This is a genomic window from Campylobacter avium LMG 24591 (assembly GCF_002238335.1).
Taxonomy (GTDB): Bacteria; Campylobacterota; Campylobacteria; order Campylobacterales; family Campylobacteraceae; genus Campylobacter_D; species Campylobacter_D avium.
Window position 1 is genome coordinate 1,712,670 of sequence record NZ_CP022347.1, and the last position, 25,964, is coordinate 1,738,633.

The 25,964-nt window shown below is 34.7% G+C and carries 27 protein-coding genes and 1 pseudogene; 19 read left to right on the forward strand and 9 right to left on the reverse strand.

The window, feature by feature from the left end:
* Nucleotides 1–57: 57 nt before the first annotated feature.
* The 3 genes from CAV_RS08700 (at nt 58) to CAV_RS08710 (ending at nt 3,784) form a co-directional block, all read left to right on the forward strand.
* Nucleotides 58–1,728 (forward strand): DNA methyltransferase, encoded by a 1,671-nt coding sequence (locus tag CAV_RS08700; protein ID WP_245807410.1) that lies wholly within the window; start codon nt 58–60, stop codon nt 1,726–1,728.
* Nucleotides 1,721–2,485: a TdeIII family type II restriction endonuclease gene (locus CAV_RS08705; RefSeq protein ID WP_094324439.1), complete on the forward strand. Its 765-nt coding sequence runs from the start codon at nt 1,721–1,723 to the stop codon at nt 2,483–2,485. The genes CAV_RS08700 and CAV_RS08705 overlap by 8 nt, the downstream gene beginning before the upstream one ends.
* Nucleotides 2,486–2,851: 366 nt before the next feature.
* On the forward strand, nt 2,852–3,784 hold the full coding sequence (locus CAV_RS08710; protein WP_094324440.1) for an arginase family protein: 933 nt from the start codon (nt 2,852–2,854) through the stop codon (nt 3,782–3,784).
* Between the two features lie 272 nt (nt 3,785–4,056).
* On the opposite strand, the gene CAV_RS08715 is transcribed toward CAV_RS08710, so the two are convergent.
* Nucleotides 4,057–4,944, reverse strand: a complete 888-nt coding sequence (locus tag CAV_RS08715) for a homoserine O-succinyltransferase (RefSeq protein ID WP_094324441.1) — start codon at nt 4,942–4,944, stop codon at nt 4,057–4,059.
* 43 nt (nt 4,945–4,987) lie between these two features.
* The gene (locus CAV_RS08720) at nt 4,988–6,280 is read right to left on the reverse strand and encodes an O-acetylhomoserine aminocarboxypropyltransferase/cysteine synthase family protein (protein WP_094324442.1); all 1,293 of its coding nucleotides are present in this window, start codon (nt 6,278–6,280) and stop codon (nt 4,988–4,990) included.
* Nucleotides 6,281–6,612: 332 nt separating this feature from the next.
* Between CAV_RS08720 and CAV_RS08725 the strand changes: the two genes are divergently transcribed.
* Nucleotides 6,613–7,050: a Dps family protein gene (locus CAV_RS08725; RefSeq protein ID WP_094324443.1), complete on the forward strand. Its 438-nt coding sequence runs from the start codon at nt 6,613–6,615 to the stop codon at nt 7,048–7,050.
* Nucleotides 7,051–7,322: 272 nt separating this feature from the next.
* Here the strand turns inward: CAV_RS08725 and rplT are convergent, their stop codons facing one another.
* From rplT to CAV_RS08745, 4 genes are all read right to left on the reverse strand, one after another.
* Nucleotides 7,323–7,676 (reverse strand): 50S ribosomal protein L20, encoded by a 354-nt coding sequence (gene rplT, locus CAV_RS08730; RefSeq protein ID WP_094324444.1) that lies wholly within the window; start codon nt 7,674–7,676, stop codon nt 7,323–7,325.
* Nucleotides 7,677–7,763: 87 nt separating this feature from the next.
* Nucleotides 7,764–7,955: a 50S ribosomal protein L35 gene (rpmI, locus tag CAV_RS08735; RefSeq protein ID WP_094324445.1), complete on the reverse strand. Its 192-nt coding sequence runs from the start codon at nt 7,953–7,955 to the stop codon at nt 7,764–7,766.
* A gap of 35 nt (nt 7,956–7,990) precedes the next feature.
* Complete coding sequence (locus CAV_RS08740; protein ID WP_094324446.1) at nt 7,991–9,472, reverse strand: glutamate synthase subunit beta; 1,482 nt, start codon at nt 9,470–9,472, stop codon at nt 7,991–7,993.
* A 42-nt stretch (nt 9,473–9,514) separates the two neighbouring features.
* Nucleotides 9,515–10,198: a DUF305 domain-containing protein gene (locus CAV_RS08745; protein ID WP_245807411.1), complete on the reverse strand. Its 684-nt coding sequence runs from the start codon at nt 10,196–10,198 to the stop codon at nt 9,515–9,517.
* A 126-nt stretch (nt 10,199–10,324) separates the two neighbouring features.
* Here CAV_RS08745 and CAV_RS08750 point away from each other — a divergent pair, with 126 nt between their 5' ends.
* The 9 genes from CAV_RS08750 (at nt 10,325) to CAV_RS08790 (ending at nt 19,328) form a co-directional block, all read left to right on the forward strand.
* Entirely contained in the window at nt 10,325–10,954 is a 630-nt protein-coding gene (locus tag CAV_RS08750; RefSeq protein ID WP_094324447.1) for a hypothetical protein, read from the forward strand.
* Nucleotides 10,955–10,971: 17 nt separating this feature from the next.
* Complete coding sequence (gene dcuC, locus CAV_RS08755; protein ID WP_094324448.1) at nt 10,972–12,366, forward strand: C4-dicarboxylate transporter DcuC; 1,395 nt, start codon at nt 10,972–10,974, stop codon at nt 12,364–12,366.
* 31 nt (nt 12,367–12,397) lie between these two features.
* The gene (gene luxS, locus CAV_RS08760; protein ID WP_094324449.1) at nt 12,398–12,886 is read left to right on the forward strand and encodes an S-ribosylhomocysteine lyase; all 489 of its coding nucleotides are present in this window, start codon (nt 12,398–12,400) and stop codon (nt 12,884–12,886) included.
* Nucleotides 12,887–12,981: 95 nt separating this feature from the next.
* Entirely contained in the window at nt 12,982–14,643 is a 1,662-nt protein-coding gene (locus CAV_RS08765; protein ID WP_094324450.1) for a 2-isopropylmalate synthase, read from the forward strand.
* A 3-nt stretch (nt 14,644–14,646) separates the two neighbouring features.
* Complete coding sequence (leuC, locus tag CAV_RS08770; RefSeq protein ID WP_094324451.1) at nt 14,647–15,909, forward strand: 3-isopropylmalate dehydratase large subunit; 1,263 nt, start codon at nt 14,647–14,649, stop codon at nt 15,907–15,909.
* A 9-nt stretch (nt 15,910–15,918) separates the two neighbouring features.
* Nucleotides 15,919–16,416 (forward strand): 3-isopropylmalate dehydratase small subunit, encoded by a 498-nt coding sequence (leuD, locus tag CAV_RS08775; RefSeq protein WP_094324452.1) that lies wholly within the window; start codon nt 15,919–15,921, stop codon nt 16,414–16,416.
* Nucleotides 16,413–17,486 carry a 3-isopropylmalate dehydrogenase gene (leuB, locus tag CAV_RS08780; RefSeq protein ID WP_094324453.1) on the forward strand — a complete coding sequence of 358 codons (1,074 nt, stop codon included), beginning with the start codon at nt 16,413–16,415 and terminating at the stop codon, nt 17,484–17,486. Before leuD ends, leuB begins: the two co-directional genes overlap by 4 nt.
* An 8-nt stretch (nt 17,487–17,494) precedes the next feature.
* A complete protein-coding gene (locus CAV_RS08785; RefSeq protein WP_094324454.1) occupies nt 17,495–18,298 on the forward strand; it encodes a glycosyltransferase family 2 protein in 804 nt (267 codons plus the stop codon).
* The gene (locus tag CAV_RS08790) at nt 18,273–19,328 is read left to right on the forward strand and encodes a glycosyltransferase family 4 protein (protein WP_094324455.1); all 1,056 of its coding nucleotides are present in this window, start codon (nt 18,273–18,275) and stop codon (nt 19,326–19,328) included. Before CAV_RS08785 ends, CAV_RS08790 begins: the two co-directional genes overlap by 26 nt.
* A 283-nt stretch (nt 19,329–19,611) precedes the next feature.
* Here CAV_RS08790 and purM read toward each other — a convergent pair whose 3' ends face one another.
* Nucleotides 19,612–20,598, reverse strand: a complete 987-nt coding sequence (gene purM, locus CAV_RS08795) for a phosphoribosylformylglycinamidine cyclo-ligase (protein WP_094324456.1) — start codon at nt 20,596–20,598, stop codon at nt 19,612–19,614.
* Between the two features lie 58 nt (nt 20,599–20,656).
* On the opposite strand from purM, the gene coaE reads away from it, so the two are divergent.
* The 6 genes and pseudogenes from coaE to CAV_RS08825 form a co-directional block, all read left to right on the forward strand.
* Nucleotides 20,657–21,253 (forward strand): dephospho-CoA kinase, encoded by a 597-nt coding sequence (gene coaE, locus CAV_RS08800; RefSeq protein WP_094324457.1) that lies wholly within the window; start codon nt 20,657–20,659, stop codon nt 21,251–21,253.
* Entirely contained in the window at nt 21,240–21,989 is a 750-nt protein-coding gene (gene dapF / locus CAV_RS08805; protein ID WP_094324458.1) for a diaminopimelate epimerase, read from the forward strand. Before coaE ends, dapF begins: the two co-directional genes overlap by 14 nt.
* Nucleotides 21,964–22,671, forward strand: coding sequence for a glucosaminidase domain-containing protein (locus tag CAV_RS08810; RefSeq protein WP_094324494.1), 708 nt, complete (start codon nt 21,964–21,966; stop codon nt 22,669–22,671). Before dapF ends, CAV_RS08810 begins: the two co-directional genes overlap by 26 nt.
* A 96-nt stretch (nt 22,672–22,767) precedes the next feature.
* Nucleotides 22,768–23,277, forward strand: coding sequence for a hypothetical protein (locus CAV_RS08815; RefSeq protein WP_094324459.1), 510 nt, complete (start codon nt 22,768–22,770; stop codon nt 23,275–23,277).
* A 63-nt stretch (nt 23,278–23,340) separates the two neighbouring features.
* Complete coding sequence (locus CAV_RS08820) at nt 23,341–23,883, forward strand: hypothetical protein (protein ID WP_094324460.1); 543 nt, start codon at nt 23,341–23,343, stop codon at nt 23,881–23,883.
* A gap of 68 nt (nt 23,884–23,951) precedes the next feature.
* Nucleotides 23,952–24,218 (forward strand): annotated as a pseudogene (locus CAV_RS08825) (DUF4878 domain-containing protein); the annotation flags it as partial.
* Between the two features lie 104 nt (nt 24,219–24,322).
* Here CAV_RS08825 and CAV_RS08830 read toward each other — a convergent pair.
* A complete protein-coding gene (locus CAV_RS08830) occupies nt 24,323–25,372 on the reverse strand; it encodes an ATP-binding protein (protein WP_094324462.1) in 1,050 nt (349 codons plus the stop codon).
* Nucleotides 25,373–25,861: a crossover junction endodeoxyribonuclease RuvC gene (gene ruvC, locus CAV_RS08835; RefSeq protein ID WP_094324463.1), complete on the reverse strand. Its 489-nt coding sequence runs from the start codon at nt 25,859–25,861 to the stop codon at nt 25,373–25,375.
* Between the last annotated feature and the right edge of the window lie 103 nt (nt 25,862–25,964).

Here is a 25,964-nt window from a genome sequence, read left to right on the forward strand (position 1 = left end):
ATAAATCTAAGCTTTGTTAAAGTATAATGATCAAAATACTTTAACAAGGATAAAAATTTGATTTTAAAAGATACAAGACAGAGTCTTTTTACCCAAATGCAAGAATTTAAAGAAAACTCTCATAAGACATATACAAATAAAAAAGATAAACAAAAGCAAAGTCTCAAAACCCAAGCAGAAAATCTCCTTACCACTCAACAAGCAGCTTTATGGGCGAGTGAGTATCTAGGCAAAAAGGTAAGCAACTCAAATATTAGCTATCTTATAAACTATGGTAAGATTGCTAATCGCTCTAAAAATCTAAAAGAAAGCTTAATAGATATAGAGGAGCTTAAGAATTATTATGATTCTCTAAGTAAAAATAATGACAGCCTATCTCACCCACTCTCTTTTTCAAAATATAAAGAAGCAGAGACAACAAAGCATATCCATAGACTACACCCCTATAAAGGCAAATTTATCCCGCAGCTTGTGGAGTATTTTTTAGATTCTCATATTGATGAGTTAAAACAAGAAAGTTTTTTTAAAAAGGGAGACATAGTGCTTGATATATTTTGTGGTTCTGGCACGACCTTATGCGTAGCAAATGAGCTAGGAATGCACGCCATAGGTTTAGAACTCTCCATTTTTAATACAAAACTAGCCAATGCAAAGGTGCAAGACTATGATATAAAAACTTTAGAATCTGAGCTACAAAGACTAAGCAAGCTTTTAGAATCATACAATACAACACAAGGAATTAAAGCTTTTGAGAATGTCTTAAATCAAGCACTAAGTGAGTTTAATGCTAAATATTTTCCAAGAGATTTCAAACGAAAGGTAGCTTTAAAAGAGCTTGATGAAAAGAGCTATGGCAAGCAAAAAGAGTTGGAGTTTTTGCCAATCTATCAAAATTTGCTAAAAGAATTTCGCATTGATACGAGCTTAAACACAGAGGGAAGCTTTTTTGAGAAGTGGTATGTAGATTCTATAAAGCAAGAGATTATGCTTTTAAAAAATGCCATTGATACCGCACCCAAAGACTTACAAGAGATATTACAAATCATACTAAGCCGCACGGCAAGGAGTTGCAGAGCCACCACACATAGCGATTTAGCGACCTTGCAAGAGCCTGTAACGATGAGCTATTATTGCAAAAAGCACGGCAGAATCTGTAAGCCGCTTTTTAGCATACAAAAGTGGTTTAAAAGCTATGCCAAAGATACACTAAAAAGATTGCAAGAATTTAAAAACTTAAAAACAAGTACCAAGCAAATATGTTTAAATGCAGATTCTAAGAATGCAAACATTATGGATTTGCTAAAAAAGCAAGATAGTGATTTTGCCACCTTGCTAAAATCTCAAAAAATAGCTGGAATTTTTAGCTCGCCGCCCTATGTGGGCTTGATTGACTACCACGAACAGCACGCATACTCTTATGATATTTTTGGACTAAAAAGGCAAGATTCTAGCGAGATAGGAAGATTAAGTGAGGGACAAGGCAAAGCCGCACAAGAGCAGTATGTAAAGGATATAGCACAGAGTTTAAAAAATGCAAAAGCCTTTTTGCAAAAAGACTATGTAATCTTTTTAGTGGCAAATGATAAATTTAGCCTCTATCCAAAAATAGCTGACTTAGCTGGAATGAAAATAATCAAAAAATACGACAGACCCGTGCTTAATCGTAGCGAAAGAGATTCTAAAACATATAGCGAAAGTATATTTTGTCTGAAGGATAAGAATGCTTAAAGAAAAGATAAAAGCTAGGCTTAGTTCGGCTCTAAGGCAAAAATTTACAAACTACAAGCCTGAAAGTGCCTTTATGCCTTTTCACACAAGACTTTTAGGAAAAGATAGAATGGCTTTGTATAGTTTTATCCAAAGTCTTAATACAAATTTTGGCACAAGTATCTTTGAGCCTGTGGCAGAGGAGTTAGCTCTGCAAAATTTTGATGTGGTTAAAAGGCAGGTTGAAGCTGGTAGCATTATCACAAAAGAGGCTCAAAGAGTTATACAAGATATAATGGATTCTTTAGAGAGTGGTAACTCCAAGCCTTGCAAGGCAGATGAAATGCAAAAGATTCTAGCTGTGGCAAAAAGTGGCGAAGTAAGTGAGATTAAGCCCACAAAGGTAGATTTATTTTTACAAAAAGATAAAAATGTGTATTTGATAGATATAAAAACGGCTAAACCAAACAAGGGTGGATTTAAGGAATTTAAACGCACGCTTTTAACTTGGGTAGCGAGTTTTGCACACAACAATCCAAACATAGACATTCATGCACTCATTGCTATTCCCTATAATCCTTACGAACCAAAACCTTATCAGCGATGGACTATGGCTGGGATGCTGGATTTAGATTCTGAACTCAAAGTAGCAAGTGAATTCTGGGATTTTTTAGGTGGAAATTCCAGCTATAAAGTCTTGCTTGAAGCCTTTGAAGAAGTGGGCTGCGAAATGAGAAATGAAATTGATGAGTATTTTAAGAGGTTTGAATATAGATGAGATAATTTTTTATAAACTTCATTATTTTTTATAGTTAGATAAATTTTCATACTTTCTAAAAGAAAAACATATTACAAAAAGGTGCGTATTGACAAAAATTTCCTTAGCTTTATAATTTCCTTTTGAAATATAATTTAAGGCTTTTAAAGGAAAATCTATACACAAAAATACTCTTACTCAATGGTGGTAAGGCTTTTGGCTAGTCTGGCTCTAGGCTTAATCTTGCCTTGTATAATGTGGCGAAAGATAGCTCACAAACTCTAGGACATAAGGTGCTTGAAACGCGTATTGATATGGCTATACAATAGAATATGAGATGAGCTCAAAAATAGGTCAGGATAAAATGCTAAAAATAAGGAGCAAAAAATGCAAAAAAGAGTTTTAGAAAATACAAATGCTGATTTTATAGCAAAAAGCTCAAAAAATGGCACAAATTCTAAAAACACAAATTCAAAAACCTTGCGTCTTATTTACCCGCAATGGCAGGGAGGCGATATAGCTACCTTTGTGCCAGAGTTAGAGGCAAAGGATGTGAGCCTTGGTTATGCTTTGGGTGCGGAGCTCTTAGAGTTTTTAGCGCCTAAAAGTGCTAAAACCGCCAGAATGCCTGTCTCTATGGAATATAAAAGAGAGAGTAAAAACGGAATTTTAAATTATGATGAAATTCTTACGCAAACTAAGGCGGCTTTGGAGCTTTTAGAAAAACAAAATCCTGACAAAATTCTAACCCTTGGTGGTGAATGCTCTGTTTCTGTGCCGCCCTTTGGCTATCTAGGACATAAATACAAAGGCGATGTGGCGGTGGTGTGGATAGATGCGCATAAGGACTTGAATTTGCCCGGCGATAGCTATGAGGGTTATCACGCTATGGCTTTGGCTTCTTGCTGTGGGCTTGTGGATAAGGAGGGTATCGCAAAGATTTTGCCCTATCATTTTAGCCCTAAAGATTGTATCCTTGTGGGTGTGCGGGACTTTGAGGGCAAAAAAGAAAGGCTAGAAGAAATTGGCGTGAGCTACTTAAGCCCAGAGAATTCTAAAGCTCCTGAAAAGCTTTTGCAGTGGCTAAAAAATTCAGGAAAAAGCAAGGTCGTGGTGCATTTTGACTTAGATGTGCTTGATCCTAGCGAGCTAGTAATGGCAGTTGGCGTGGTGGAAAATGGACTAAAGATAGCTGAAGTGCTAAATCTCATAAATGCTATTCACGCAAACTATGAGCTAGTAGGACTTACTATCGCCGAGCATTTGCCAAGAGTAGCGATAAAATTACACAATATGATGAGGGAATTGCCTTTGCTTTAGTGTTTTATTTTGCATTAAATTTAACGCATATTAAACTCATCAATATCGCCAATCTTTTCACCCTTGTCCTACTCGCCTGTTATGTTTAAGCATGTATCGCAGATGATTATAAAAAAATCTTTGTTGGAACTTTCTTTTGGATTTATTGCTTAAGGACTAAATAAATCTAATCTATTCTTTGTTTGACCGCCAAAACCAATGAGCAAAACACAGCAACTAGCGCATAAATTTAAAAACAATAATTATCAGCGTAAGCAAGCTTACGTATAAGCTTACTCTATATCATAAGGTGTGGCTTGATAGACGCTGTAGTTTAGCCAATTAGCAAAGATATTGTTCGCATCGCAACGCCAAGAATATGAAATTTTAGAGTTTTTCTTAAAATAATTGCAAGGCTTTTTTATCTTTAAGCCTAAGCTTAAATCCCTCTCATATTCAAGTTTTAAAGTATCTTTAAAATACTCCGGATGTCCCAAAACAAACACATCTTTTTCATCTTTTAGCAAGGCAGCTCCCGTCTTTTTGGAGGAAAGTAAAATTTTCAAATCCTTATGTTTTGCAATATCCTTTTCTTTCAACCTAGCATACCTAGAATGAGGCATTAAAATTTCATCATTTGAATTTGTTAGCAGTAAGTCGCTGTGCAAAATTTTATGCTTGTAAATTCCTGATAATTTATCCTTAAAAACCTTTTTTCTAATACCATAAAAATAATACAAAGCAGCCATGGCACCCCAGCATATATACATGGTGCTAGTTACATTCTTGCGTAAAAAATCAAGCACGGTTTTAAATTCGTTCCAATACTTAACCTCCTCATAGCTCAAAAGCTCGATAGGTGCACCCGTAACTATAGCCCCGTCAAATTTCTTATCCTTTACATCATCTATACCCTTGTAAAATTTGTCCAAATGCAAGGCTGGGGTGTTTTTGCCAACATAACTTTGAGTAGAAAGCAAGCTTATGTCTATTTGCAAGGGAGAATTTGCAAGCAAACTTAGGAGTTGATTTTCGGTTTGAATTTTAGTAGGCATGAGATTAAAAATCAAAATTTTTAAAGCTCTTATATCTTGGGTGTTAGCCCTTTGCGTGTCCATTACGAACACGCTTTTTTCTAATTCTTTAAAGGCTGGAATTTCTTTTGGTATGATAACAGGCATATTTGCTCCTTGATTTTAACTTACTAGCTTTCTTAAAGGTGCTTCAAGCCTCTATCGCTTGTTTTAAATCAGCTATTAAGTCGCTAGAGCTTTCTAAACCTATGCTAAGCCTAACTGTGCAAGGGCTTATGCCAGCCTCTTTTAACTCGCTTTCGCTAAGCTGAGAATGTGTGGTTGAGGCAGGGTGTATGATAAGAGATCTTGCATCGCCTAAATTTGCGGCTATGATAAAGATTTTTACCTTATTGCATATCTTTTTAGCCTCTTCATAACTTTGTGCCTCAAAGCTTAAAAGCCCGCTAGCTCTAGAGTCTTTAAAATACTTTTTAAGCAAAGCATTGTAAGAATTTTGTTCTAGGGCAGGATAAGAAACCAAACTTATCTTAGGATGAGAATCTAAAAATTTGGCCACATCCAAGGCATTTTGACTATGTTTTTTAATCCTAAGTTCTAGAGTTTCAAGTCCTTGAAGCAAGAGCCAAGCACTGTGCGGGCTAAGGGTTGCTCCTATGTTTCTTAACCATTCTGTGATTATCCTTATGGAAAAAAATGGCAAAGGTAAATTCGCATAAACTAGCCCATGGTAACTCTCATCAGGACTGTTAAAGCTCTCGTAGCGAGGATTATCCTTAATCAAGTCATTAAGCCCCTGTCTTTCTATGATGGCACCGCCTATGGTTGAACCTTGGCCGTTTATGTATTTGCTAAGAGAATATACAACAACATCAACCCCGTAATCAAAAGGCATATGCAAAAAAGGCGTGGCAACTGTATTATCACAGATTGTAATAATGCCGTGTTTTTTAGCTATATCTGTGATAGTCTTTGTGTCTGCTATTGCGATTTGAGGATTTGAAAGGCTTTCAAAGAATATAGCCTTAGTTTTAGAATCGATTAAATTCTCCAAAGAGCTTAGATTGTCTATATCAAAACTTTGGGTTTCTATGCCAAACCTTTTTGGCAGGACATAAGAAAGTAGAGTTTGTGAGCCTCCGTAAATTTTATTTGAGTAAAGAATTTTATCTCCACTATGAGCTGAATTTAAAAGAGAGTAAAAAACAGCCGCTGAGCCACTTGAAGTAACATTTGCAAAGGCTCCTCCTTCAATAGCTGCTAAGCGTCTAGCTAAAACATCGCAAGTTGGATTTGTAAGCCTTGAGTAAATATTTCCAAGCTCTTGCAAGGCAAATCTAGCAGCAGCTTGCTCCAAGCTTTCAAAGCTATAAGCTGTATTTTGATAAATAGGGACTGAAATGGTTCTTTGACTGTCGTAATCATAACCTGCGTGCAGGGCTAGGGTATCTTGAGCGTAGTTATTATCTTGTAAATTTGGCATTTTGTTCTCCTTAAAATGTAAAAATATAAACTAAGTTTTGTTATTTATAAATTTGTATTGATACTAGTAGAAAAATTACGCACACTCAAAGGTGTGCATATACATCATAGGAGAAAGAACTACAGAAAAAGAGTTAGAAGCAAAATTTACAGATATAAACATCACATCTCCTCCTTTTCTGTTAGAATTCAAGTTTTTCAAGTTTTGATTATAATAAATAAAATATAAAAAAGTCAAATTTAATTTTTAATCAATAAATTTTATTAATTAGTAATAAATATTATAAAAATTGTGCTATAATCTTTTCAAAATTTTAAAACAAAGGAGACAAAATGTCAAATGTAATTAAACAACTAGCTCAGCTTCAAGCGGACGCGCATAGCTTGTGGATAAAATTTCACAATTATCACTGGAATGTGAAAGGTTTGCAATTTGCCGCTGTGCATAAATACACCGAAGATGCTTATGAGGATATGGCAGAGCTTTTTGACGATGTGGCTGAGAGAATTTTACAACTAAAAGGTAAGGCCATAGTATGCCCTAAGGAATTAGTGGAAAACGCAAAAACACCTAAGGTGCAAAAAGATAGCTTTTCTACAAGTGAGGTTTTAGAGCTTGTGAGAGAGGATTATAAATATCTTTTGGCTGAATTTAAAAAGCTAGATGAGCTTGCCGAAAAAGAGGGCGACACCACAAGCCAAACTCTAGCACAAGATAAAATAGCAGAACTTGAAAAAGCTATATGGATGCTTGATTCAACTCTTGCTTAATGAAAAAGCCCGCTTTTAGTGGGCTTAAGCTTTATAAAATTTAAAAAACAAAAAATTAATAATAAAGTTACAAATCTACACAGTAAAAACCGCTTAAAAATATAAAAATTTAAATATTCATATATTTTGCAAGAAAAAACAAACTAAATTTCGGTTAAAAATCAAAACAAGAAGAGAATTTACTTACGAACTTACTGTTAAAAGGCTAAAAAATTTAGAATTTTTAATGTCTGCAGAAATTTAAAAAAGCCTCCACTAAGTGGAGGTAAGAATTATAAAGCCTTTTTGGCCTCATCAACTAGCTTAGAAAACGCCTTTGCATCATCCATAGCTATGCTTGCTAGAACCTTTCTATCAAGTTCTATGCCAGCCTTTTTAAGACCGTTGATGAATTTAGAATAGCTTATATCATTTAGCCTACAAGCAGCGTTGATTCTAATTATCCATAATCTTCTAAAATCTCTTTTTTTGCGTCTTCTATCGCGGTAAGCATAGACCAAACTTCTTTCTAGCTGTTCTTTAGCCTTTCTAAAATGCTTTCTACGACCGCTATAAAAGCCTCTTGCTAATTTTAGAATTTTCTTGTGTCTTCTTCTTCTTACGACACCTGTTTTAACTCTTGCCATAATTTTTCCTTTCTAAATGGCGTCCTAAACGGAGCTTTCCCTTTTTTCGAAGCGATTAAGGGGAGTGTTAAATGACCTTGTCAAAAACTACATTCCAAGCATTTTTTCAACTGCTTTTACATTCGTGCTATGCACATAAGCAACTTGGCGGAGCTTTCGCATTCTCTTAGCAGGTTTTTTTGTAAGGATATGAGACCTAAAAGCCTGACCTCTTTTTATCTTGTTTTTACCTACCTTGAAACGTTTTACCGCACTTTTAACGCTTTTCATCTTAGGCATATTTATCCTTTGAAATTAGTAAAGCCGAGATTTTATTAAATTTTTACTTTTTTGTTGCTTAAATTTGCTTTTTCTTCTATTTTATTATGCAAAACTTTAGCGCAGTCTAAGCCGTCTTTAATAGCCCAAACCACCAAGGATTGTCCCATTCTAGCGTCTCCGCAAGCAAAAATTTGCTCATCGCTTGTTTGAAAGTCCTTCGTTAAAATATTATGTCTTTCATCGAAATCAATGCCAAAATTTTTCTTAAGCTCATCCTCACAGCCCTCAAAGCCCATAGCAAGCAAAATCAAATCCGCCTTGTATTCTTTTATGGAATTTGGCACTTCTACATTTATCTTTTTGCCCTCTTTTAACTCTTGCTTTAAATCACTTGCTAAAACACCTCTTACAAAGCCATTTGCACCTATAAATTCCTTAGTCATTTTTTGATAAAGTCTAGGATCGTGTCCATAATGCTCTATCGCTTCCTCAAGCCCGTAATCCGTGCTAAAAATATCAGCTTTTAAAGGCCAAGGATTATCCTTAGTTCTTGTTTTTTGCCTTTTTGGGCTTCTTTCAAAGCGAGTTATGCTCTTTGCGCCTTGTCTAGTTGCTACTGCCACACAGTCCACGCTTGTATCACCGCTGCCTATGATTAAAACATCTTTATCTTTGGCTAAATTTGAGGGCTTTTTTGTATCTAGCAAGGACTTTGTGTTTTGCGTTAGAAAATCAACAGCATACATAATGCCTTGCAGGTCTCTGCCTTTGATATTTAAATCCAAAGGCTTGGAAGCACCGACACAAAGCACTATGTAATCAAAATCTTTTTTTAGCTTTTCAACCTTTTGCTTTGAGTTAATATTTTCATTTGTCTTAAATTTCACGCCGCTTTGTTCTAAAAGCTTTATGCGTCTTTCAATGATTGATTTATCAAGCTTCATGTCAGGAATTCCATACATCAAAAGCCCGCCAAGCCTATCGCTTCTTTCAAAAACACTCACATCATAGCCTAAAGAATTTAGCTTATAAGCACAGGCTAAAGCGGCAGGGCCACTTCCTACAATGGCTATCTTAAAGCCGTTTTTCTTGCTTGGTTTATACATTTTTACAAAACCTTCTTCAAAGGCATTTTCTATGATGGCTAATTCATTGCTTTTAATGCTAACGCTATCCGTATTTATGGCACAGACACAAGAATCCTCACACGGTGCAGGACAAACTCTGCCCGTGAATTCAGGAAAAGGATTTGTTATATCAAGTCTTTTATAAGCTTCTTCCCAAAGTCCTTCATAAAGCGAGTTGTTAAATTCAGGTATTAAGTTATTTAATGGACAGCCTATCTCCTTGCCATCACTTTTTAAACCTGTGTGGCAAAAAGCTACGCCGCAGTCCATGCAACGTCCACCTTGAAGCTCTTGTTCCTTTTTGTCTAAAAGGACTGTAAATTCTTTGTAGTTTTTTATTCTTTCTTTTGCAGAAATCTTTTTTAAATCTTTTCTTGGATAAATTAAAAACCCTCTAGGATTGCCCATAATACCCTCCTTTAAAATTAGAGGGTATTATAGCTAAAAAGCTTATTTTTGCAAAAGTTCTTGAAAGTCTTTGATTTCTTTTTCTTGATCTTTGATAATCCTTGAGGCTATTTCTCTTACTTTCTCATCCTTGCTGTATTCTAAAATTTGCTTAGATACATCCACTGCGCCTTGGTGGTGCTCTATCATAGCCTTTAAAAAGTCTTTATCTATGTCAGAGCTTGGTTTTACGCTGTGCATACTGCTCATCATCCTGTGCATTATAGCCTTTTCATCTGTTACGAATTTTTCGTAATCCTTGTCGCTGATTTTTGTTTGCTTATAATCTTTTTTGTTTAAAATATCGCTAAATTCTTTTATCTCAGCTTCTTGTGCTTTTATGATGTTATTTGCTATCTGTTTTAAAGTCTCGTTTTTAGTATGTTTTAAAAGCTCTTTTGACGAATCAATAGCTCCTTGGTGATGAGGTATCATATTGGCCAAAAAATCCTTTTCAACATCTTTGCTTTCAACAAAAGTTGTCTTCATCATAGCACCGTGCATTAAATCAAGTATAAGCTGGCTAGTTGGCTGTCTAGACGCTTTTCCATGATGCTTGTGGTGTTTATGTGCATGATGAGAATGCAAATTCATGTGCTCTATGGCACTGTGTTCTTTTAAGCAGTAAGGACATGAGGCAAAAACAAAGCTAGTTGCAAAAACTAATGCGTAAATAATTTTTTTCATCGTTTTATCCTTTAAAATAAATTTCAAATCATTGAAACTAAATTTTATTAATGATTTGTAAAAAGCCAATTGTAAGAAATCTTTAGCTAGAATTTAGACTTAATACACAATCTTTAGGGGTATTTTATGTTAAAAGAGCTACTTGATATAAAAAAAGAAATGGAACCCATAGTTCATGAAGCTTCCGTAAAATTAAATGTTATCGCAAGAGAGGTCATCACAAGACGAAAAGAATACGAAATTTACGGACCTATGATAGATAGAATTTACCTTGATAACGCTATTTATGTTAAAGTAATGTCAAGCGGAAGAGATGTAAAAAGCCAACAAGTAGAAATTAAAAATGGCTTTTATATGATCTTTGTCGCCGCCGAAAAAGGGACCACCGAGGATATAAAAAATAGACTAAAAATAGCTTATCAAAGCTTTGATGATAAGTTTATAAAAGATCTTATAAGACTTTATCAAAGATTTAGAGAAATCATTTCAAAAACACAAACTACGCTAGCCAAAGCCTCAGGAATGAATGTTTTATTGGAAACAAATTTGGGCGAGGCTTCAGCAGCCTTGAAATTCAACATAAACATAAAATATTTTAAAGAGGGACAAAAGCTAGAAAGGGATAATGTAAAATCCGCTGGTAGCTTTAGAGACACAAAAACTCATATAAATTTGCTTGTAGATAAAAACACTGATTCTAAATTCTGCGATAAATTACTTGATGATGTGGAAAAGTATTTCATAGGTACGCATTAAGTTCTAAAGGAGGCGATATGGATTTTGTTTTAATGTCTGTGACGGTCGCCTTTGTGGTTGTTGTGGCGTATTTCGTTCTTAAAAATTATAATCCCATTTTCATATTTTTCTTTTCAGGCATAATCATCCTCATATCGGCCTTCTATCTTAATGGAACCTACATCCCAACAACCAAAAGAGAGGCACAAGACATAACTTTTTTAACAAATATCATAGACAGCTTCGCCTTTATAACAGACACTTTTAAGAAAAATTTAGCAGGAGTTGGGCTTATCATTATGTCAGTGGCTGGCTTTGCTGCTTATATGAAGCATATAAACGCCTCTGCTAAACTAGCTTTCATAGCAAACAAACCTTTGGGCAAAATTTCAAACAAATACCTAGTTCTAAGCGGTACCTTTGTGGTAGGAATGGCTTTGAAAATAGTTATTTCATCTTATGCTGGGCTTTTAATACTGCTTTTAGCCTGTATCTATCCTGTTTTAATCGCACTTGGAATTCGCCCTTTAACCGCTGTTTCTGTGCTTTCTTTGATAGCTCTTGATTATGGCCCAAAGGATGGAAATTCCATAAATATGGCTGAAATGGTGGGTGAGCCTGATAATGTCATAGGTTTATTTTTAAACTACCAACTTTACTCTGTTCTTGCATATGTAGTGATTATAGCTTTGGCGATACCGTTTTATTATTCATACATGGATAAAAGAGACAAGATAAAGGGCATAAATAATGAAGAGGTTGAAATTCCAGAAATCAAAGACCCAAATTGCCCCACTTTTTACATTTTCTTGCCTTGGTTTCCAATTGTCTTTTTATTTTCTGCTTATTTTTTAAATGTAAAGCTAGATGTGATAACCGCAAATTTCATAAGCATAGCCATAGTCTTTGCGATAGAATTTATAAGGCACAAAGACGCTAAAAAGCTGGGCGAAGCCATGATGGTTATACTAAAGGCCATGGCCGATATTTTTGTAACAGTTGTGTGTATAATAGTAGCAGCAGGAGTTTTTGCCGAGGGTATAAAAGCACTTGGAGGCATAGGGATATTGGCCTCTTTTGTGTCCAACATGGGAGCTTCAGCGATAATTTTAAGCATAACCGTTATGAGCTTTTTGGTGTATTTTGCCGCTGTGATTATGGGCTCTGGCATAGCTGCTTTTAACGCCTTTGGTAAGCTAGCCCCTGATATAGCCACAAAGCTTGGAATTCATCCTATGGTTTTGGTTTTACCTATAGAGATAGCCTCTTGTTTAGGGCGTGCTGCTTCGCCAATTTCTGGTGGAATTTTAATCCTAGCAGGCTATGCGAAAATAAGCCCTATAAGCATAGTTAAACGAAGTATGCCGCTTTTGTTACTAGGAATGCTGGTAAACATTTTAGTTGCTTACTCTTTTACCATTTTTTTGATATAATCTAGCCTAGATTTTATGAAAAGGAGAAAAAATGCCTTTATTAGATAGCTTTAAAGTTGATCACACAATTATGCCAGCACCTGCTGTACGTCTAGCAAAAACTATGCAAACGCCTAAGGGAGACACTATATCTGTGTATGACCTTCGCTTTTGTGTGCCAAATAAAGACATTTTATCAGAAAAAGGAATTCACACTCTAGAGCACTTGTTTGCAGGCTTTATGAGAGATCATTTAAACAGCAACGATGTTGAAATCATAGACATATCGCCTATGGGTTGTAGGACAGGCTTTTATATGAGTTTGATTGGAAAGCCTAGTGATGAGGATGTAAGGATAGCTTGGGAAAAAAGTATGCAAGATGTCTTAAATTCAAAAGAAATCCCAGAGGCAAACGAGTATCAATGTGGCACTTGCAAAATGCACTCCATAGATGAGGCTCACAGCATAGCTAAAAAGGTATTAGATTCTAAAATAGGCATAATGGACACACAAAAACTGCTGCTGAAAAACTTCGCTTAATACTCAAATTTTAGAGGAATTTTCATAAATTCCTCACTCTTAAAATAGCTTTAAGCTATAAAAATGATAAAATTTATAAAAATAAAGGCTTTACGATGAATTACAAAAAATATCAAAGAGGCTATTATATGCCTCCTAAAGAGAGTTTACAGTGGAGTAAAAAGGAATTTATCGACAAGGCTCCTCTTTGGTGTAGCGTTGATTTAAGAGATGGCAACCAAGCCCTAATCACACCTATGAATTTAGAGGAAAAACTAGACTTTTTTAAGCTACTTGTAAAGATAGGTTTTAAGCAAATAGAAGTAGGTTTTCCAGCAGCCTCGCAAACCGAATTTGACTTTGTAAGAAGACTGATAGAAGAAAAAATAATTCCCGATGATGTCAGCATACAGGTTTTAACCCAAGCCAGAGAGCATATCATAAAAAGAACCTTTGAGAGCCTAGAAGGTTGCAAAAATGCCATAGTGCATTTTTATAATTCCACCTCTTTTGCACAAAGACAGCAGGTTTTTAAAAAAAGCAAGGACGAGGTTAAGAAAATCGCCACAGATGGAGCCTTATGCGTAAGGGATTTAGCCTCTCAAACAAAGGGAAATTTTTATTTTGAGTATTCTCCAGAAAGCTTTACAGGCACCGAGATAGACTATGCCTTAGAAGTTTGTAACGAGGTCATTGAAATTTTAGCCCCAAGCAAAGAAAAAAAGATGATTATAAACTTACCGGCCACGGTTGAGATGAGTTTGCCACATATTTATGCCTCTCAGGTTGAGTTTATGTCTCATAATTTAAACAAAAGAGATAGTGTTTTAATCTCCTTGCACCCTCACAACGACAGAGGCTGTGCCGTAGCTGCTGCTGAACTTGCCCTTTTAGCCGGAGCTGATAGGGTTGAGGGGACCTTATTTGGCAATGGCGAAAGAACAGGCAATGTAGATATAATAACCCTAGCCTTAAATTTACACACTCACGGAGTTGATTCAAAGCTTGATTTTAGCGATATACCAAGCATAGCAAACTTGTATGAAAGAGTGAGTAAAATGAGTGTTTATGAAAGACAGCCTTATTCAGGTAAGCTAGTCTTTGCAGCCTTTTCAGGCTCTCATCAAGACGCCATTGCTAAGGGTATGGCATATCATCAGCAAAATTCACTTTCAACTTGGTCTGTGCCTTATTTACCAATAGATCCAAAGGATGTTGGCAGGGTTTATGAAAGCGATGTTATAAGGATAAATTCACAAAGTGGCAAGGGAGGAATTTCTTACATACTAAAAGAGCATTATAAAGCTGACTTGCCATCTATCTTAAAAGAGGAATTTTCATATCATATAAAAGACATTTCAGACAAGGCTCAAAAGGAGTTAAGCCCTGATGAAATTTGTGAAATTTTTGAAAAAGACTTTGTAAATTTAAAAAGCCCTCTTGAAATCATAGACTATAGCTTTAGCAAAAAAGATGCTATGCAAGTTGAGCTAAAGTTTAAACTAAATTCAAAGGAGCAAAGCTTAAGTGCTAAGGGAAATGGGCGTCTTGATAGCGTTGCAAATGCTTTAAGAAAGGCTTTGGATATAAATTTTGAAATTTTAGATTATAGTGAGCATTCCTTAAAAGAGGGCTCAAAGTCTCAAGCCATATCTTATGTTTATGTAGATTGTGAGGGAAAAAAACTCTTTGGAGTTGGCATAGATGAGGACATCATCACCGCTTCCATAAAGGGTTTAACAAGTGCTATAAATAGAATAATAAAAAAGAAAGGATAAAAGATGTCAATGACAATGTCGCAGAAAATTTTAGCAGACCGCGCGGGTCTTAAGGAAGTAAAGGTTGGAGATCTTATAATGGCAAAGCTTGATATGGTTTTGGGTAATGACATAACCACGCCCGTTGCCATAAATGCTTTTAAAAAGGCTAAATTTACACAGGTTTTTGATAAGGATAAAATTTCTTTGGTAATGGATCATTTTGCTCCAAATAAGGACATAAAAGCAGCCACGCAGTCGCAACAGTGTCGTTGTTTTGCAAATGACTTTGATATAAAGCATTATTATGATGTAGGAAATATGGGAGTTGAACACGCCCTTTTACCAGAGCAAGGCATAGTTACCATAGGAGATTTGGTCATAGGAGCTGATTCTCACACCTGCACTTACGGTGCCTTAGGAGCTTTTTCAACAGGGGTTGGCTCTACTGATATGGGTATGGCTATGGCAACAGGCGAGGCTTGGTTTAAGGTCCCACCGGCTCTTAAATTTAACATCACAGGCAAACTTAGAAAAAATGTAAGCGGCAAAGATGTGATACTTCATATCATAGGGCTTATCGGCGTTGATGGAGCTAGATATAAAAGTATGGAATTTAGCGGCACAGGGCTTAAAAATCTTACTATAGATGATAGGCTTTGCATAGCAAATATGGCTATAGAAGCAGGTGCTAAGAATGGAATTTTTGAAGTAGATGATGTAACTATAGAGTATGCAAAGGGTAGGACCTCAAAGGAATTTAGAATTTATAAGGCTGATGAGGATGCGCAGTATGAAAGGGTTTTTGATATAAATTTAGATGAGATAGAACACACCGTGGCCTTTCCTCACTTGCCTGAAAATGCCAGAACCAAAAAGGATTGGGGAGATATAAAAATAGACCAAATCGTAATAGGCTCTTGCACTAACGGAAGATTAAGCGATATGAAAGCAGCCTATGAAATTTTAAAGGATAAAAAGATAGCTAAGAATACAAGATGTATCATCATACCAGCCACGCAAAACATTTACTTAGAGTGCATTAAGCAAGGTTATTTAAAAACCTTTATAGAGGCTGGTGCGGTTGTGTCAACCCCAACTTGTGGACCTTGTCTTGGCGGACATATGGGTATCTTAGCCGCAAATGAAAAATGCGTATCCACCACAAATAGAAATTTCGTAGGTAGAATGGGACATGTAACAAGCGAGGTTTACCTAGCCTCTCCTGAAGTTGCCGCTGCTAGTGCCATAACAGGTAGATTAAGCTCACCAGATGAAGTAATGTAAGGAGAGATGATGAAAGCAAAAGGTTTTGTGCATAAATATAAAGACAATGTCGACACAGATGTGATAATTCCGGCAAGATACCTAAACACAAGTGATAATAAAGAACTAGCCTCTCACTGCATGGAAGATATAGACAAGGACTTTGTTAAAAAGGTAAAGCCGGGCGATATAATGGTAGCTGGGTATAATTTTGGTTGCGGTTCAAGCAGGGAACACGCTCCCATATCCATAAAAGAAAGTGGAATTTCTTGCATAATAGCTAAGAGCTTTGCTAGAATTTTTTATAGAAACGCTATAAATATAGGACTTGCTATCATAGAATCAGAAAGCATTGCTGAGGAAATAGAAGCAGGAGATGAACTAGAAATAGACTTTAAAAGTGGAACTATCACAAATTTAAGCAAGAACAAAAGCTATAAAACAAATCCTTTTCCAGCCTTTATCCAAGAGATAATTAACTCTAACGGCTATGTAGAATACATAGCTAAAAAAAAGGATAAAGAGTGAAAAAAAACATAGCCGTAGTAAGAGGAGACGGCATAGGCACAGAGATAGTAGAAGAGGCTTTAAAAATCTTAAAAGCCTTAGCTAAGCTTTATAAGCACGATTTTAGCTTTAGCGAAGTTTTAGCCGGAGGCTGTGCTATCGATAAAACAGGACTTTGCTTGCCAGATGAGAGCTTAAAAACTTGTAAAGATAGCGATGCCGTGCTTTTAGGTGCTGTTGGAGGTCCTAAGTGGGATAAGGAAAAAAGCACAAACAGACCCGAGCAAGCCATACTTAAGCTAAGAAAAGAGCTAAATCTTTTTGCAAACATACGCCCTGCCTTTTTGTTTGATATACTAAAGGAAGCCTCTCCCTTAAAGCCTGAAATTTTAGAAAAGGGCATTGATTTGCTTATACTTAGAGAGCTAACGGGTGGGGTTTATTTTGGAGAGCATAAAACCCAAAGTATAGATAATGAGCTTGTGGCAAGTGATGATATGAGCTATAAGCAAAGTGAGATAGAACGTATAGCAAAACTTGGCTTTGAGATAGCAAGAACAAGAAAAAAGAGGCTTTGCTCTGTGGATAAGGCAAATGTACTTGATACTAGCCGCTTGTGGAGAAAAGTACTTGATGAGATGGCAAAAAAATACCCTGATGTAGAGCTAGAGCATATGTATGTGGATAATGCAGCTATGCAGCTTTGTGCTAGGCCTTCACATTTTGATGTGCTTTTGACTGAAAATATGTTTGGAGACATTTTAAGCGATGAAGCAAGCGTGATAACAGGTAGCATAGGACTTATACCCTCAGCCTCTATAAACGAAAGCTCAAAAGGACTTTATGAGCCAATTCACGGCTCAGCTCCAGACATAGCAGGGCAAAATAAAGCAAATCCCATAGCTACCATACTAAGCGTGGCTATGATGTTAAAACTTTCCTTTAAGCTTGAAAAAGAGGCAAAGGCTATAGAAGATGCCGTGCAAGAGACATTAAAGCAAGGCTTTAGAACGGCTGATATTATGAGTAAAGACTGCACCTTGCTAACTTGCTCACAGATGGGAGATGAGATAATTAAAAATCTATCTTAGGATAAAAGATGAAAAATAACAAACTTCCTTTAAGTGCGTGTATTTTAGTAAAAAATGCACAAAAGCACATAAAAGAATGCCTAGAAAATTTGCAAGATTTTGACGAAATCATCTTGCTTGATAATGAAAGTAGCGATGATACCTTAAAAATCGCTAAGGAATTTAATGAAAGCTATAAAAATCTAAAAATATATCAAAGCGAATTCATAGGCTTTGGTGCTTTAAAAAATTTAGCCCTAAGTTATGCTACAAATGAATGGATTTTTAGCATAGATAGCGATGAGGTCTTAGAAAAAGAGTGCTTAGACTTTTTAAAAGACTTTTTTAAAAGCCCTCCAAGTAAGGACATCATCTTAGCTCTGCCTCGCAAAAATCTTTACAAAAACGAGTGGATAAAAGCAAGTGGCTGGTATCCTGATTATGTGATAAGAGTATTTAACAAAAACTATACTAAATTTAATGAAAATATAGTGCATGAAAGCGTGATTGTACCAAAAGATGCAAAGATTAAAAGGCTTGATTTTGGTATAAGGCATTATGCTTGCTCATCCATAGAAGATATAGTTAAAAAGATGAATTTATATACCTCTCATTCTGCGAAAGAAAAATTTAAAAAGGGCAAAAAAGCCTCTATAAGCGGGGCGATTTTTAGATTTTTCTTTACTTTTTTTAAGGATTATTTCTTTAGAAAAGGCATATTTTATGGCTACAAGGGACTTGTAATATCCTTGATGAATGCACAGGGTGCTTTTTTAAGATACATAAAACTTTACGAGCTAAACAAAGATGAAAAAGCTTCTCATACTAGCTAAGGATATAAGTAGCAATGGAGGAGGCGAAAGAGTTGGCGTAAATTTAGCTAATGAGCTTTGCAAATACTACGACCTTGAGTTTGTAAGTTTTTTTAAAGAAAATGAAAAGCCTCATTTTAACTTAAATGAAAATATCAAAACTCATTACATTTCAAAACTTAAGTCAAGAAATTTTCTTTATAAATTTTTTATGAAAAGCATTTACAGATATATTTTAAGTCTTAAAATTTGCTTTTTCATAAGGAGGCAAAACTTTGATTTTATCCTAGCAAATGACGGCTTTTTTGTGCCCTTTTTTAAAAATAAGCACACAAGATATATTAGACTATGGCATTTACAAGCTCCAAAAAGAAAAAAGAAAATTTTTGCTAAACTTGATACCCTTGTCATACTAAGCAAAAAAGAGCTAAGCACTTGGCAAAGCTATCATAAAGATATAAGGATAATCCCAAATTTCTTAAGTCAAATCCCAGAGCAAAATGCAAATTTAAAGCAAAAAAAAATTCTAAGCATAGGGCGTATGGATAGGGGCGATCAAAAGGGCTTTTTTAGACTGCTTGAACTTTTTAAGCTTGTCTTAGCTGATGAAAATTTAAGGAAGTGGAAGCTTTGCATAGTAGGAGATGGTATCTTAAAAGAAAGCTTAAAGGCTAGAGTTAAGGAGCTAGGGCTTTGTCAAAATATTGAGATAAAGGATTTTACAAAAAATATAGAAAATGAGTATCTAAACGCCAGTATATACGTTATGACTAGCTATTTTGAGGGCTTTGGTATGGTTTTAGCTGAAGCCTCGTCCTACGCTTTACCTTGCATAGCATTTGATGTAAATGCCGGACCAAGCGATATAATAGATGATGATAAAACAGGCTTTTTGATAGAGGATAAGAACTTAAAAGCTTATGCTAAAAAGCTTTCTTATTTAATGAAAGATGAGAACTTGAGGGCTAACTTTGCTAAAAATGCCAAGCAAAAAGCAAAAGAATTTTCTAAGGAAAAAATCATCAAAGAATGGCTAGAGCTTTTAAGCTAACTTTCTCTCATAAAAAACCTCTTTTATCTTTTTTACAAGCCCAGCTTTAAAACTAGGCTAAGAAATTTTTTAAAAATTGCGCGAACTTTCTTTACATCTGCCTTTAAATTTCGCATTGCCCGCACGGTTTAAAAAATAAAAATTCTAAATTTAATGAGAGTAAAAAAGGGATCCAGCCAAAAAGGCTAGACCTTTAGCAATATTTTGAAAAGATTTAAAACTACATCGTAAAAAAAGAAAAAAACTTTATAGCTAAAAATTTAAAAAGCGTAATCGCTTCAGTTTATTCTAAGATAACTCCCTCGTTTAAAACGACTTCGCCGATTATAAAGGCGTCTGAGTTTTCAAGCACCTTTGAAACATTTGCAGAGCTTACTACTAAAACCATTCCAACGCCCATATTAAAGCTTCTATACATCTCATTTTCATCCACCATTTGCCCTATGGTATAAAAAATTTCTTGTGTTTTTAAGTGATGTTTTCTTATCACAGCTCCTATGCCTCTTGGAAAAATTCTAGGCAAATTCTCCAAAAGCCCACCCCCTGTTATGTGTGCTAAGGCATTTATAAAGGGCTTTAGCTTTACAAAGTCTTTTACATAAATTCTAGTTGGCTCAAGTAAGATGTCTATTAAGCTCTTACCTTCTATCTTATCATCAAAACTTAGTTTAAGCTCCTCAAAAAGCACCTTTCTAGCTAAAGAATAACCATTTGAGTGAAGCCCGGAACTAGGCAAGGCCAAAAGCAGGTCTCCATTTTTTACAAAGGCTCTTCTATCTATCTCCTCAGCCTCAGCCATACCCACAGCAAAACCGGCTAGATCAAAATCGCCCTCCTTGTAAAGTCCGGGCATTTCAGCAGTTTCGCCTCCTATTAAGGAGCATTCTGCTAATTTACAAGCTCTTGCTATACCAGCAATGACTTCCTTAGCAGCCTCAAGCTCAAGCTTTGCACTTGCGTAATAATCAAGAAAAAACATAGGCTTTGCAAAATTACACAAAAGATCATTCACGCACATAGCGACTAAATCCTGCCCTATGCTAGAATATCTCTTGCTATCTATGGCTAGTTTTAACTTTGTGCCAACCCCATCAGTTGCGGCTAAAAGCACAGGATTTTTATATCCGCTTGGCAGAGCATAAGCACCAGAAAATGAGCCTATGCCACCTAAAACATTTTTATCAAAGGTATCTTTTACAAGAGGCTTTATACTTTCTACAAAGGAATTTCCCTTATCTATACTAACTCCAGCGTCTTCATAGCTTATCATTTAACTTTCCTTAAAACAAAAATGCTATTCTAACAAAAAGAATTTTAAAGCTTAGTAAATGAAAAAAGTATTTTTCGTAACCGCCTCCATAGCCTGTGGCAAGTCCTCTTTTATGCAAATAGCTAAGGAAAAAGGCTATGAAATTTGCAGTGCTGATGAGATAGCGCATCGTATCTTAAATGAAAAAAGAGCTGAAATTTATGAGCTTTTTAAGGACAAGATAAGCAAAAACGAGCTTATAAAAGATGAAAAAATAGACAGGAAAGTCTTAGGAAGGCTGGTTTTTAAGGACAAAAAGGAGCTTAAAAAGCTAGAAGCTTTTTTACACCCAAGGATAAAGGCTGAAATTTTAGCCTTTATAAGGGCAAATAAAGACACAGTTTTCATAGAAATACCGCTTTTTTTTGAAAGCAAAAACTACGAAAATTTAGGAAAAGCTATACTCATATACTCAAAAAAACAAGAAATCATAAAAAGGCTAATGAAAAGAGAAAACATAGACGAAAAAGAGGCTTTAAATAGGCTTTCTTTACAAATGGACATAGAGGAAAAGAAAAAAATGGCCGATATTGTGATAGAAAATTTAAGCGATTTTGAAAATTTTAAGAAAAATTGCGAAAACTTTTTTAAGGACTTAGAAAATGAGGCTTTATAAATACTGCGCCTCGGGCAATGATTTTGTGATATTTAGCACAGATGAAAAAAAAGATAGAAGCAACTTAGCAAAAGAGCTTTGTAACAGATACAGCGGTGTGGGTGCTGATGGTATGATAGTGCTTTTGCCCTCTAAGGACTATGATTTTGAGTGGGATTTTTACAACTGCGATGGCTCAAAGGCTTCTATGTGTGGAAACGGCGCAAGAGCGGCGGCTTTATTTGCTGTGCAAAGGCTAGGTAAAAATAAAAATTTAAGCTTTTTAAGCGGAGCAGGCGAGATAAAAGCAAGTATTTTTGATGATGAGGTTGAAATTTTACTTAGCAAGGCTAAGGATATAAGGTCTAAATTTAGCTTTGAGGATAAAACTTGGCAAGGTGTTGATACGGGAGTGCCTCATTTGGTGCATTTTTGCGAGGATTTGCAAAGCTTTGATATAGAGCTTTGCAAAAAAGCTAGAGATAAATTTAATGCAAATGTAAATTTTGCTAAGGTGCTTGATAAAGAAAATATGGCTGTAAGGACCTTTGAAAGAGGGGTAGAAAATGAAACCCTAGCTTGTGGGACCGGAATGACGGCTTGTTTTTACCTAGCCTATCTTAATAAGCTTGTTGATAAAAGCGTAAAAATACTGCCAAAAAGCAAGGAGGAGCTGTTTTTAAGGCTTGAAAATGATGATATATATTTTAAAGGAAGGGTTAGATACTGCTTTGAAGCAAATTATAATCTTGCTTAGCTTTACGCCACTTTTTGCCTTTGCTATAAATGGGGGCTTTGATGAGAATTTTTACAAGGCAAGTATAGAGGAAAAAAGAAAAATTTTCATAAAAACCATAAATGAGCTTTTAGATAAGTCCTTTGAAAAAATCAAGGCTGAAAGAGACTTTGTGGATAGTTTTTTTGAAAAAAATGCCAAAACAGGCTTTAGAGAACTTAAAAAAGATGAGCTTAACAAACTCATAGAGCTAAAAGAAAAATATAGAGTTAAAAATTTATTTGACTATAAAGAGTATAAAAAGAGAATTTCAACTGTGCCAAAGTCTATGGGCATAGCACAGGCTATGGTAGAAAGTGCCACAGGAACAAGCCGTTTTACAAAGGAGGCTAACAATCTTTTTGGCGAATGGACCTGGGGAGAAAAGGGCATAATCCCAAAAAAAAGGGCAAAGGGCAAGACGCATAAGATAAGGATTTTTGATAGCTTGCAAGAAAGCGTTGATTCTTATCTTTTAAATTTAAACAGAAACCACGCTTATGAGGAATTTAGAGAATTAAGAGCAAAATTTATGCAAAAAAATGAAAAATTAAGCGGCTTAGAAGCTGTGAAAACCCTTGTAAATTACTCAGAAATTCGTGAAAAATATGTGAAAATTTTAACAACTGTTATAGAAAAAAATGAGCTAAACGCCCTTGATTAACTAAATTAATTAAGAAATTCTTAAAATAAATTTAAGAATTTGTTTTTTTTTTTTTTGTAAAATCAGGCCTTTTAAATTTAGTAAAAAAGGAAAGGCTTGTTTGGCTTTATAAAAGAGCAGGTGAAATTCGCTAAAAAAGACGGACTTATCTACGCCACAATTTATATTTTATCCTGCCTTTTTGCCTTTATACCTTATGTGGGTTTTGTGCTTAAAATTTTTTCTTTTTTATTTTTGTTTTTAGCACTTAAAACCGTGGCAGAACTTTCAAATTCAAGCAAAATTCAAAGAGATTTTTTCATCTTTGTTTTTTCATATCTAGCATATACGCTTATAAGCTTTTTCAAAGATGATATGGATGTGCTTGTGCTTTATTTTTCATATCTTTTATATAGTTCTTACCTGTTATTTTCCTTTAATGTTTTCAAGGCTTTGGCCATGTCAAGCGATGTGGCTTTGTTTGTCTATGCTTTTGCCTTTGTATTTTTAGCTGCTGTGCTTGAATTTTTCAACCTTTCTTATGTCTTATCTTATGTTTTATATATAATAGGCTCTATTTTGGGGCTTTTGGCATGGCTGAATTTAAGATACATATATAAAAAATAATTTCAGCAATAATTCGTTTTTTTTTTTTTGTTAAAATCGGCGAAATTCATTTAAGGAGCTTTAATGTCTACTTATGCAAGAGATGAAAGAGTTTCATCGATTAGAAAAAAAGGTATCATTTATATGGTGCTTGCGGTGTTGGCTTATTTTGCTGATTTTATACCTGTTTTAGGGGGACTTTTTGAGTTTGTAATCAAGATAGTGGCCTTTATTTTCTTGTTTTTAGCAGTAAAAGGCTTTGCTGAACTTTCAGGCTCTGAAACGATAGTAAAAAAATTCATCATTTTTGTCATTTCTTTACTGCTTGGTTCTCTTATTTTGTCCTACAAGACAAGTCTTGCGTTCTCGGGCTTTGGAATTGTTTTAGTCATAATTGCTTATATCCTGCTTATCTTGTCATTAATCTACGGCTTCATGCTTTATAAGGAATTATCAAATTTAAGCGATGTGGGATTATTTTTCGTATCCTTTGTATTGCTTTTAATAGGCATAGTTTGCGAAATGATACCATTTGTAGGCTTTCTTGCCTTTGTGCCTTTGTTTATAGCTTTGATATGTGAATTTTTAGCTTGGATAAAGTTAGAACACATAAATAAGGCAAGCTGATAAAAGTATAAATTTTTAAAAAAGAAAAAAAATGAAAAAGATTATATTCACACTGTAGCGGTGATGTTTCTAAGATAATAAAATATCTAGATTTGCCTGAAAAAGAAGGTGTTCAAGAAATAATAAGTGGCAAGTTAAAACAAGCCGTAGCCAAAGAAGGAGCAAAGATAGAAAAAAGAGGCGGACTAAAGGAAAGTAAGATTGTTGAGGTAAAAGAAAACGGCACTGATAGAAAAGTGGTAAGAATTTTAAATGTGTACAATGATGATTCAAATAGCAGTGACAACTTCCCTTTTGTGCTTAAAGATAAAGAATGGAAACTGCAGTTAAGATAAACACTTAATTTTAGTAGTAAGCCTTGCTTTGCTTGGCTTGCTGCATTTATAAATTCAACAAAAGTTAAAATTTTAAATTTGATGAAAATATGAATTTAATGGCTTCACAAACTCAAAGCCCAGTTTTCAAAGGGCAGAATTTCTACCTTTACTCCGCTTTCATAAAAGCTCTTTTCATTTGATAAACTTATGAAAACTATGTGAAAAATATTAGCCTCTAAAGCTTTTGAGATGAGCTTTTTAGCCCTTAAAATAAGCAAATCCACATCAAGCAATGGCAATGAAGCTACAAAGGCTATTTTCTCATCTTTTAAAATAAAATCAAAATTTTTATCATAACTTAGCTCTTTTTTAAGCTTGAGCAACTCGCAAAAAACTAAATTTGCAAAAAGTTTGTTAAAATCTTTTTTAATACAAAGCGCATTTCTTAAAGCAAAATCCCTAAAATAAACCCTTTTTAAAGATTTATCTTTATGTTTTACAAAAGAAATTATGTATCTTTTTTCAAGCTCATAAACAGTTTCATAAAGCTTATCTTTTGAAATTTTAATCTTATTTTTAAGGACTTTATAAAGCTCATTTATGCTAAATTCAAGACTTAAATTAAAGGCTATAAATTTTAAAATTTCAAGCTCTAATTTTGAAAAAAAAGAGTTTAAATAATCATTTAACCAAGTGTAATCTTGCGATTTTAAGCACCTGCCAATTTGCAAAAAAGAGCCAACTTGCAAGGCCTTTTTATTTAATGCTAAAAATTCCTCAAAATCCAAAAAATCAAGCTCCAATTCCTCAAAGCCATCAAAGGCTAAGCTAGAATAATCTGTGCTTATGATGATTTGATATTCTTGTAAAAATTTGGAAAAATCAAAGCAAAATTTTTCATCCACTCCGTAAAAAATTAAAATTTTTATCTCCTTATCTTGCAAAAAAAATTCCAAATTTTGCAAAGATTTTTCATCAAATCTTAAATCCTTAAAATCCAAAAACAAAAAATCCTTATTTTCGAAATTTTTTAGATAAAAAAGTATCAAATTTCTTTTTCCGCTATACCTGGCACCCTTGATTATGGTGTGCTTAGAACCTAGTCTTAATTTTCTTTCATATATGCTTTTAAATTCCAAAGGATTTTCGTAAAAAAAAGATAAAATTTGCATTTATTTTCTTTCTAAAACCTTAAATCTCATGTTAGCAGCGTGCGTTAAAGCAACAGCTATGGCATCGCTTATGTCAAGGGGTTTTATTTCTTTATTTATACCCAAGAGTTTTTTAACCATAAAGGCGACTTGTTCTTTACTAGCCTTTGCTTTGCCTGTTACTGTTTTTTTGATTTGAAGCGGGGTATATTCGCTAAATTCGCCGTGAATTTGTAGAATTTTAAGTGCTAAGGCACCGCGAAACTGCGCTAGTTTAAGAACTGTTTTTGGATTATAAGCAAAAAATATATCCTCAATGGCTACCTCATCAAAACTATGAGTTTTAAAAATCAAATCAAGACCCTCGCAAAGCTCTGTGATTTGGTACTGCAAGGTGCTTGGCTTTATCTTTATAAGTCCTGCTTCGATTAGACTGTATTTGTAATTTTTGCTTTCTAAAACGCAGTAACCGCAAAATCTAGAACCCGGGTCTATTCCTAAAATTCTCAAAATACAACCTTTAAAATGAAAAAATTTTAGATGATTTTACTGATTTTTTATGAAATCTAAGTAAAATTATAGTTTCAGAAATTTCAAAGACATAAGGTTTTTA

Bases quoted from the DNA above. Each gene is read 5' to 3' on its own strand.
- CAV_RS08705 (WP_094324439.1), top strand. From the start codon at position 1,721: ATGCTTAAAGAAAAGATAAAAGCTAGGCTTAGTTCGGCTCTAAGGCAA.
- coaE (WP_094324457.1), top strand. From the start codon at position 20,657: ATGAAAAAAGTATTTTTCGTAACCGCCTCCATAGCCTGTGGCAAGTCC.
- CAV_RS08820 (WP_094324460.1), top strand. From the start codon at position 23,341: ATGTCTACTTATGCAAGAGATGAAAGAGTTTCATCGATTAGAAAAAAA.
- CAV_RS08790 (WP_094324455.1), top strand. From the start codon at position 18,273: ATGAAAAAGCTTCTCATACTAGCTAAGGATATAAGTAGCAATGGAGGA.
- leuC (WP_094324451.1), top strand. From the start codon at position 14,647: ATGTCAATGACAATGTCGCAGAAAATTTTAGCAGACCGCGCGGGTCTT.
- CAV_RS08720 (WP_094324442.1), bottom strand. From the start codon at position 6,280: ATGCCAAATTTACAAGATAATAACTACGCTCAAGATACCCTAGCCCTG.
- CAV_RS08750 (WP_094324447.1), top strand. From the start codon at position 10,325: ATGTTAAAAGAGCTACTTGATATAAAAAAAGAAATGGAACCCATAGTT.
- CAV_RS08765 (WP_094324450.1), top strand. From the start codon at position 12,982: ATGAATTACAAAAAATATCAAAGAGGCTATTATATGCCTCCTAAAGAG.
- leuD (WP_094324452.1), top strand. From the start codon at position 15,919: ATGAAAGCAAAAGGTTTTGTGCATAAATATAAAGACAATGTCGACACA.
- dapF (WP_094324458.1), top strand. From the start codon at position 21,240: ATGAGGCTTTATAAATACTGCGCCTCGGGCAATGATTTTGTGATATTT.
- purM (WP_094324456.1), bottom strand. From the start codon at position 20,598: ATGATAAGCTATGAAGACGCTGGAGTTAGTATAGATAAGGGAAATTCC.
- rpmI (WP_094324445.1), bottom strand. From the start codon at position 7,955: ATGCCTAAGATGAAAAGCGTTAAAAGTGCGGTAAAACGTTTCAAGGTA.
- CAV_RS08710 (WP_094324440.1), top strand. From the start codon at position 2,852: ATGCAAAAAAGAGTTTTAGAAAATACAAATGCTGATTTTATAGCAAAA.
- CAV_RS08830 (WP_094324462.1), bottom strand. From the start codon at position 25,372: ATGCAAATTTTATCTTTTTTTTACGAAAATCCTTTGGAATTTAAAAGC.
- rplT (WP_094324444.1), bottom strand. From the start codon at position 7,676: ATGGCAAGAGTTAAAACAGGTGTCGTAAGAAGAAGAAGACACAAGAAA.
- luxS (WP_094324449.1), top strand. From the start codon at position 12,398: ATGCCTTTATTAGATAGCTTTAAAGTTGATCACACAATTATGCCAGCA.
- dcuC (WP_094324448.1), top strand. From the start codon at position 10,972: ATGGATTTTGTTTTAATGTCTGTGACGGTCGCCTTTGTGGTTGTTGTG.
- CAV_RS08745 (WP_245807411.1), bottom strand. From the start codon at position 10,198: ATGAAAAAAATTATTTACGCATTAGTTTTTGCAACTAGCTTTGTTTTT.
- CAV_RS08740 (WP_094324446.1), bottom strand. From the start codon at position 9,472: ATGGGCAATCCTAGAGGGTTTTTAATTTATCCAAGAAAAGATTTAAAA.
- CAV_RS08715 (WP_094324441.1), bottom strand. From the start codon at position 4,944: ATGCCTGTTATCATACCAAAAGAAATTCCAGCCTTTAAAGAATTAGAA.
- CAV_RS08725 (WP_094324443.1), top strand. From the start codon at position 6,613: ATGTCAAATGTAATTAAACAACTAGCTCAGCTTCAAGCGGACGCGCAT.
- CAV_RS08785 (WP_094324454.1), top strand. From the start codon at position 17,495: ATGAAAAATAACAAACTTCCTTTAAGTGCGTGTATTTTAGTAAAAAAT.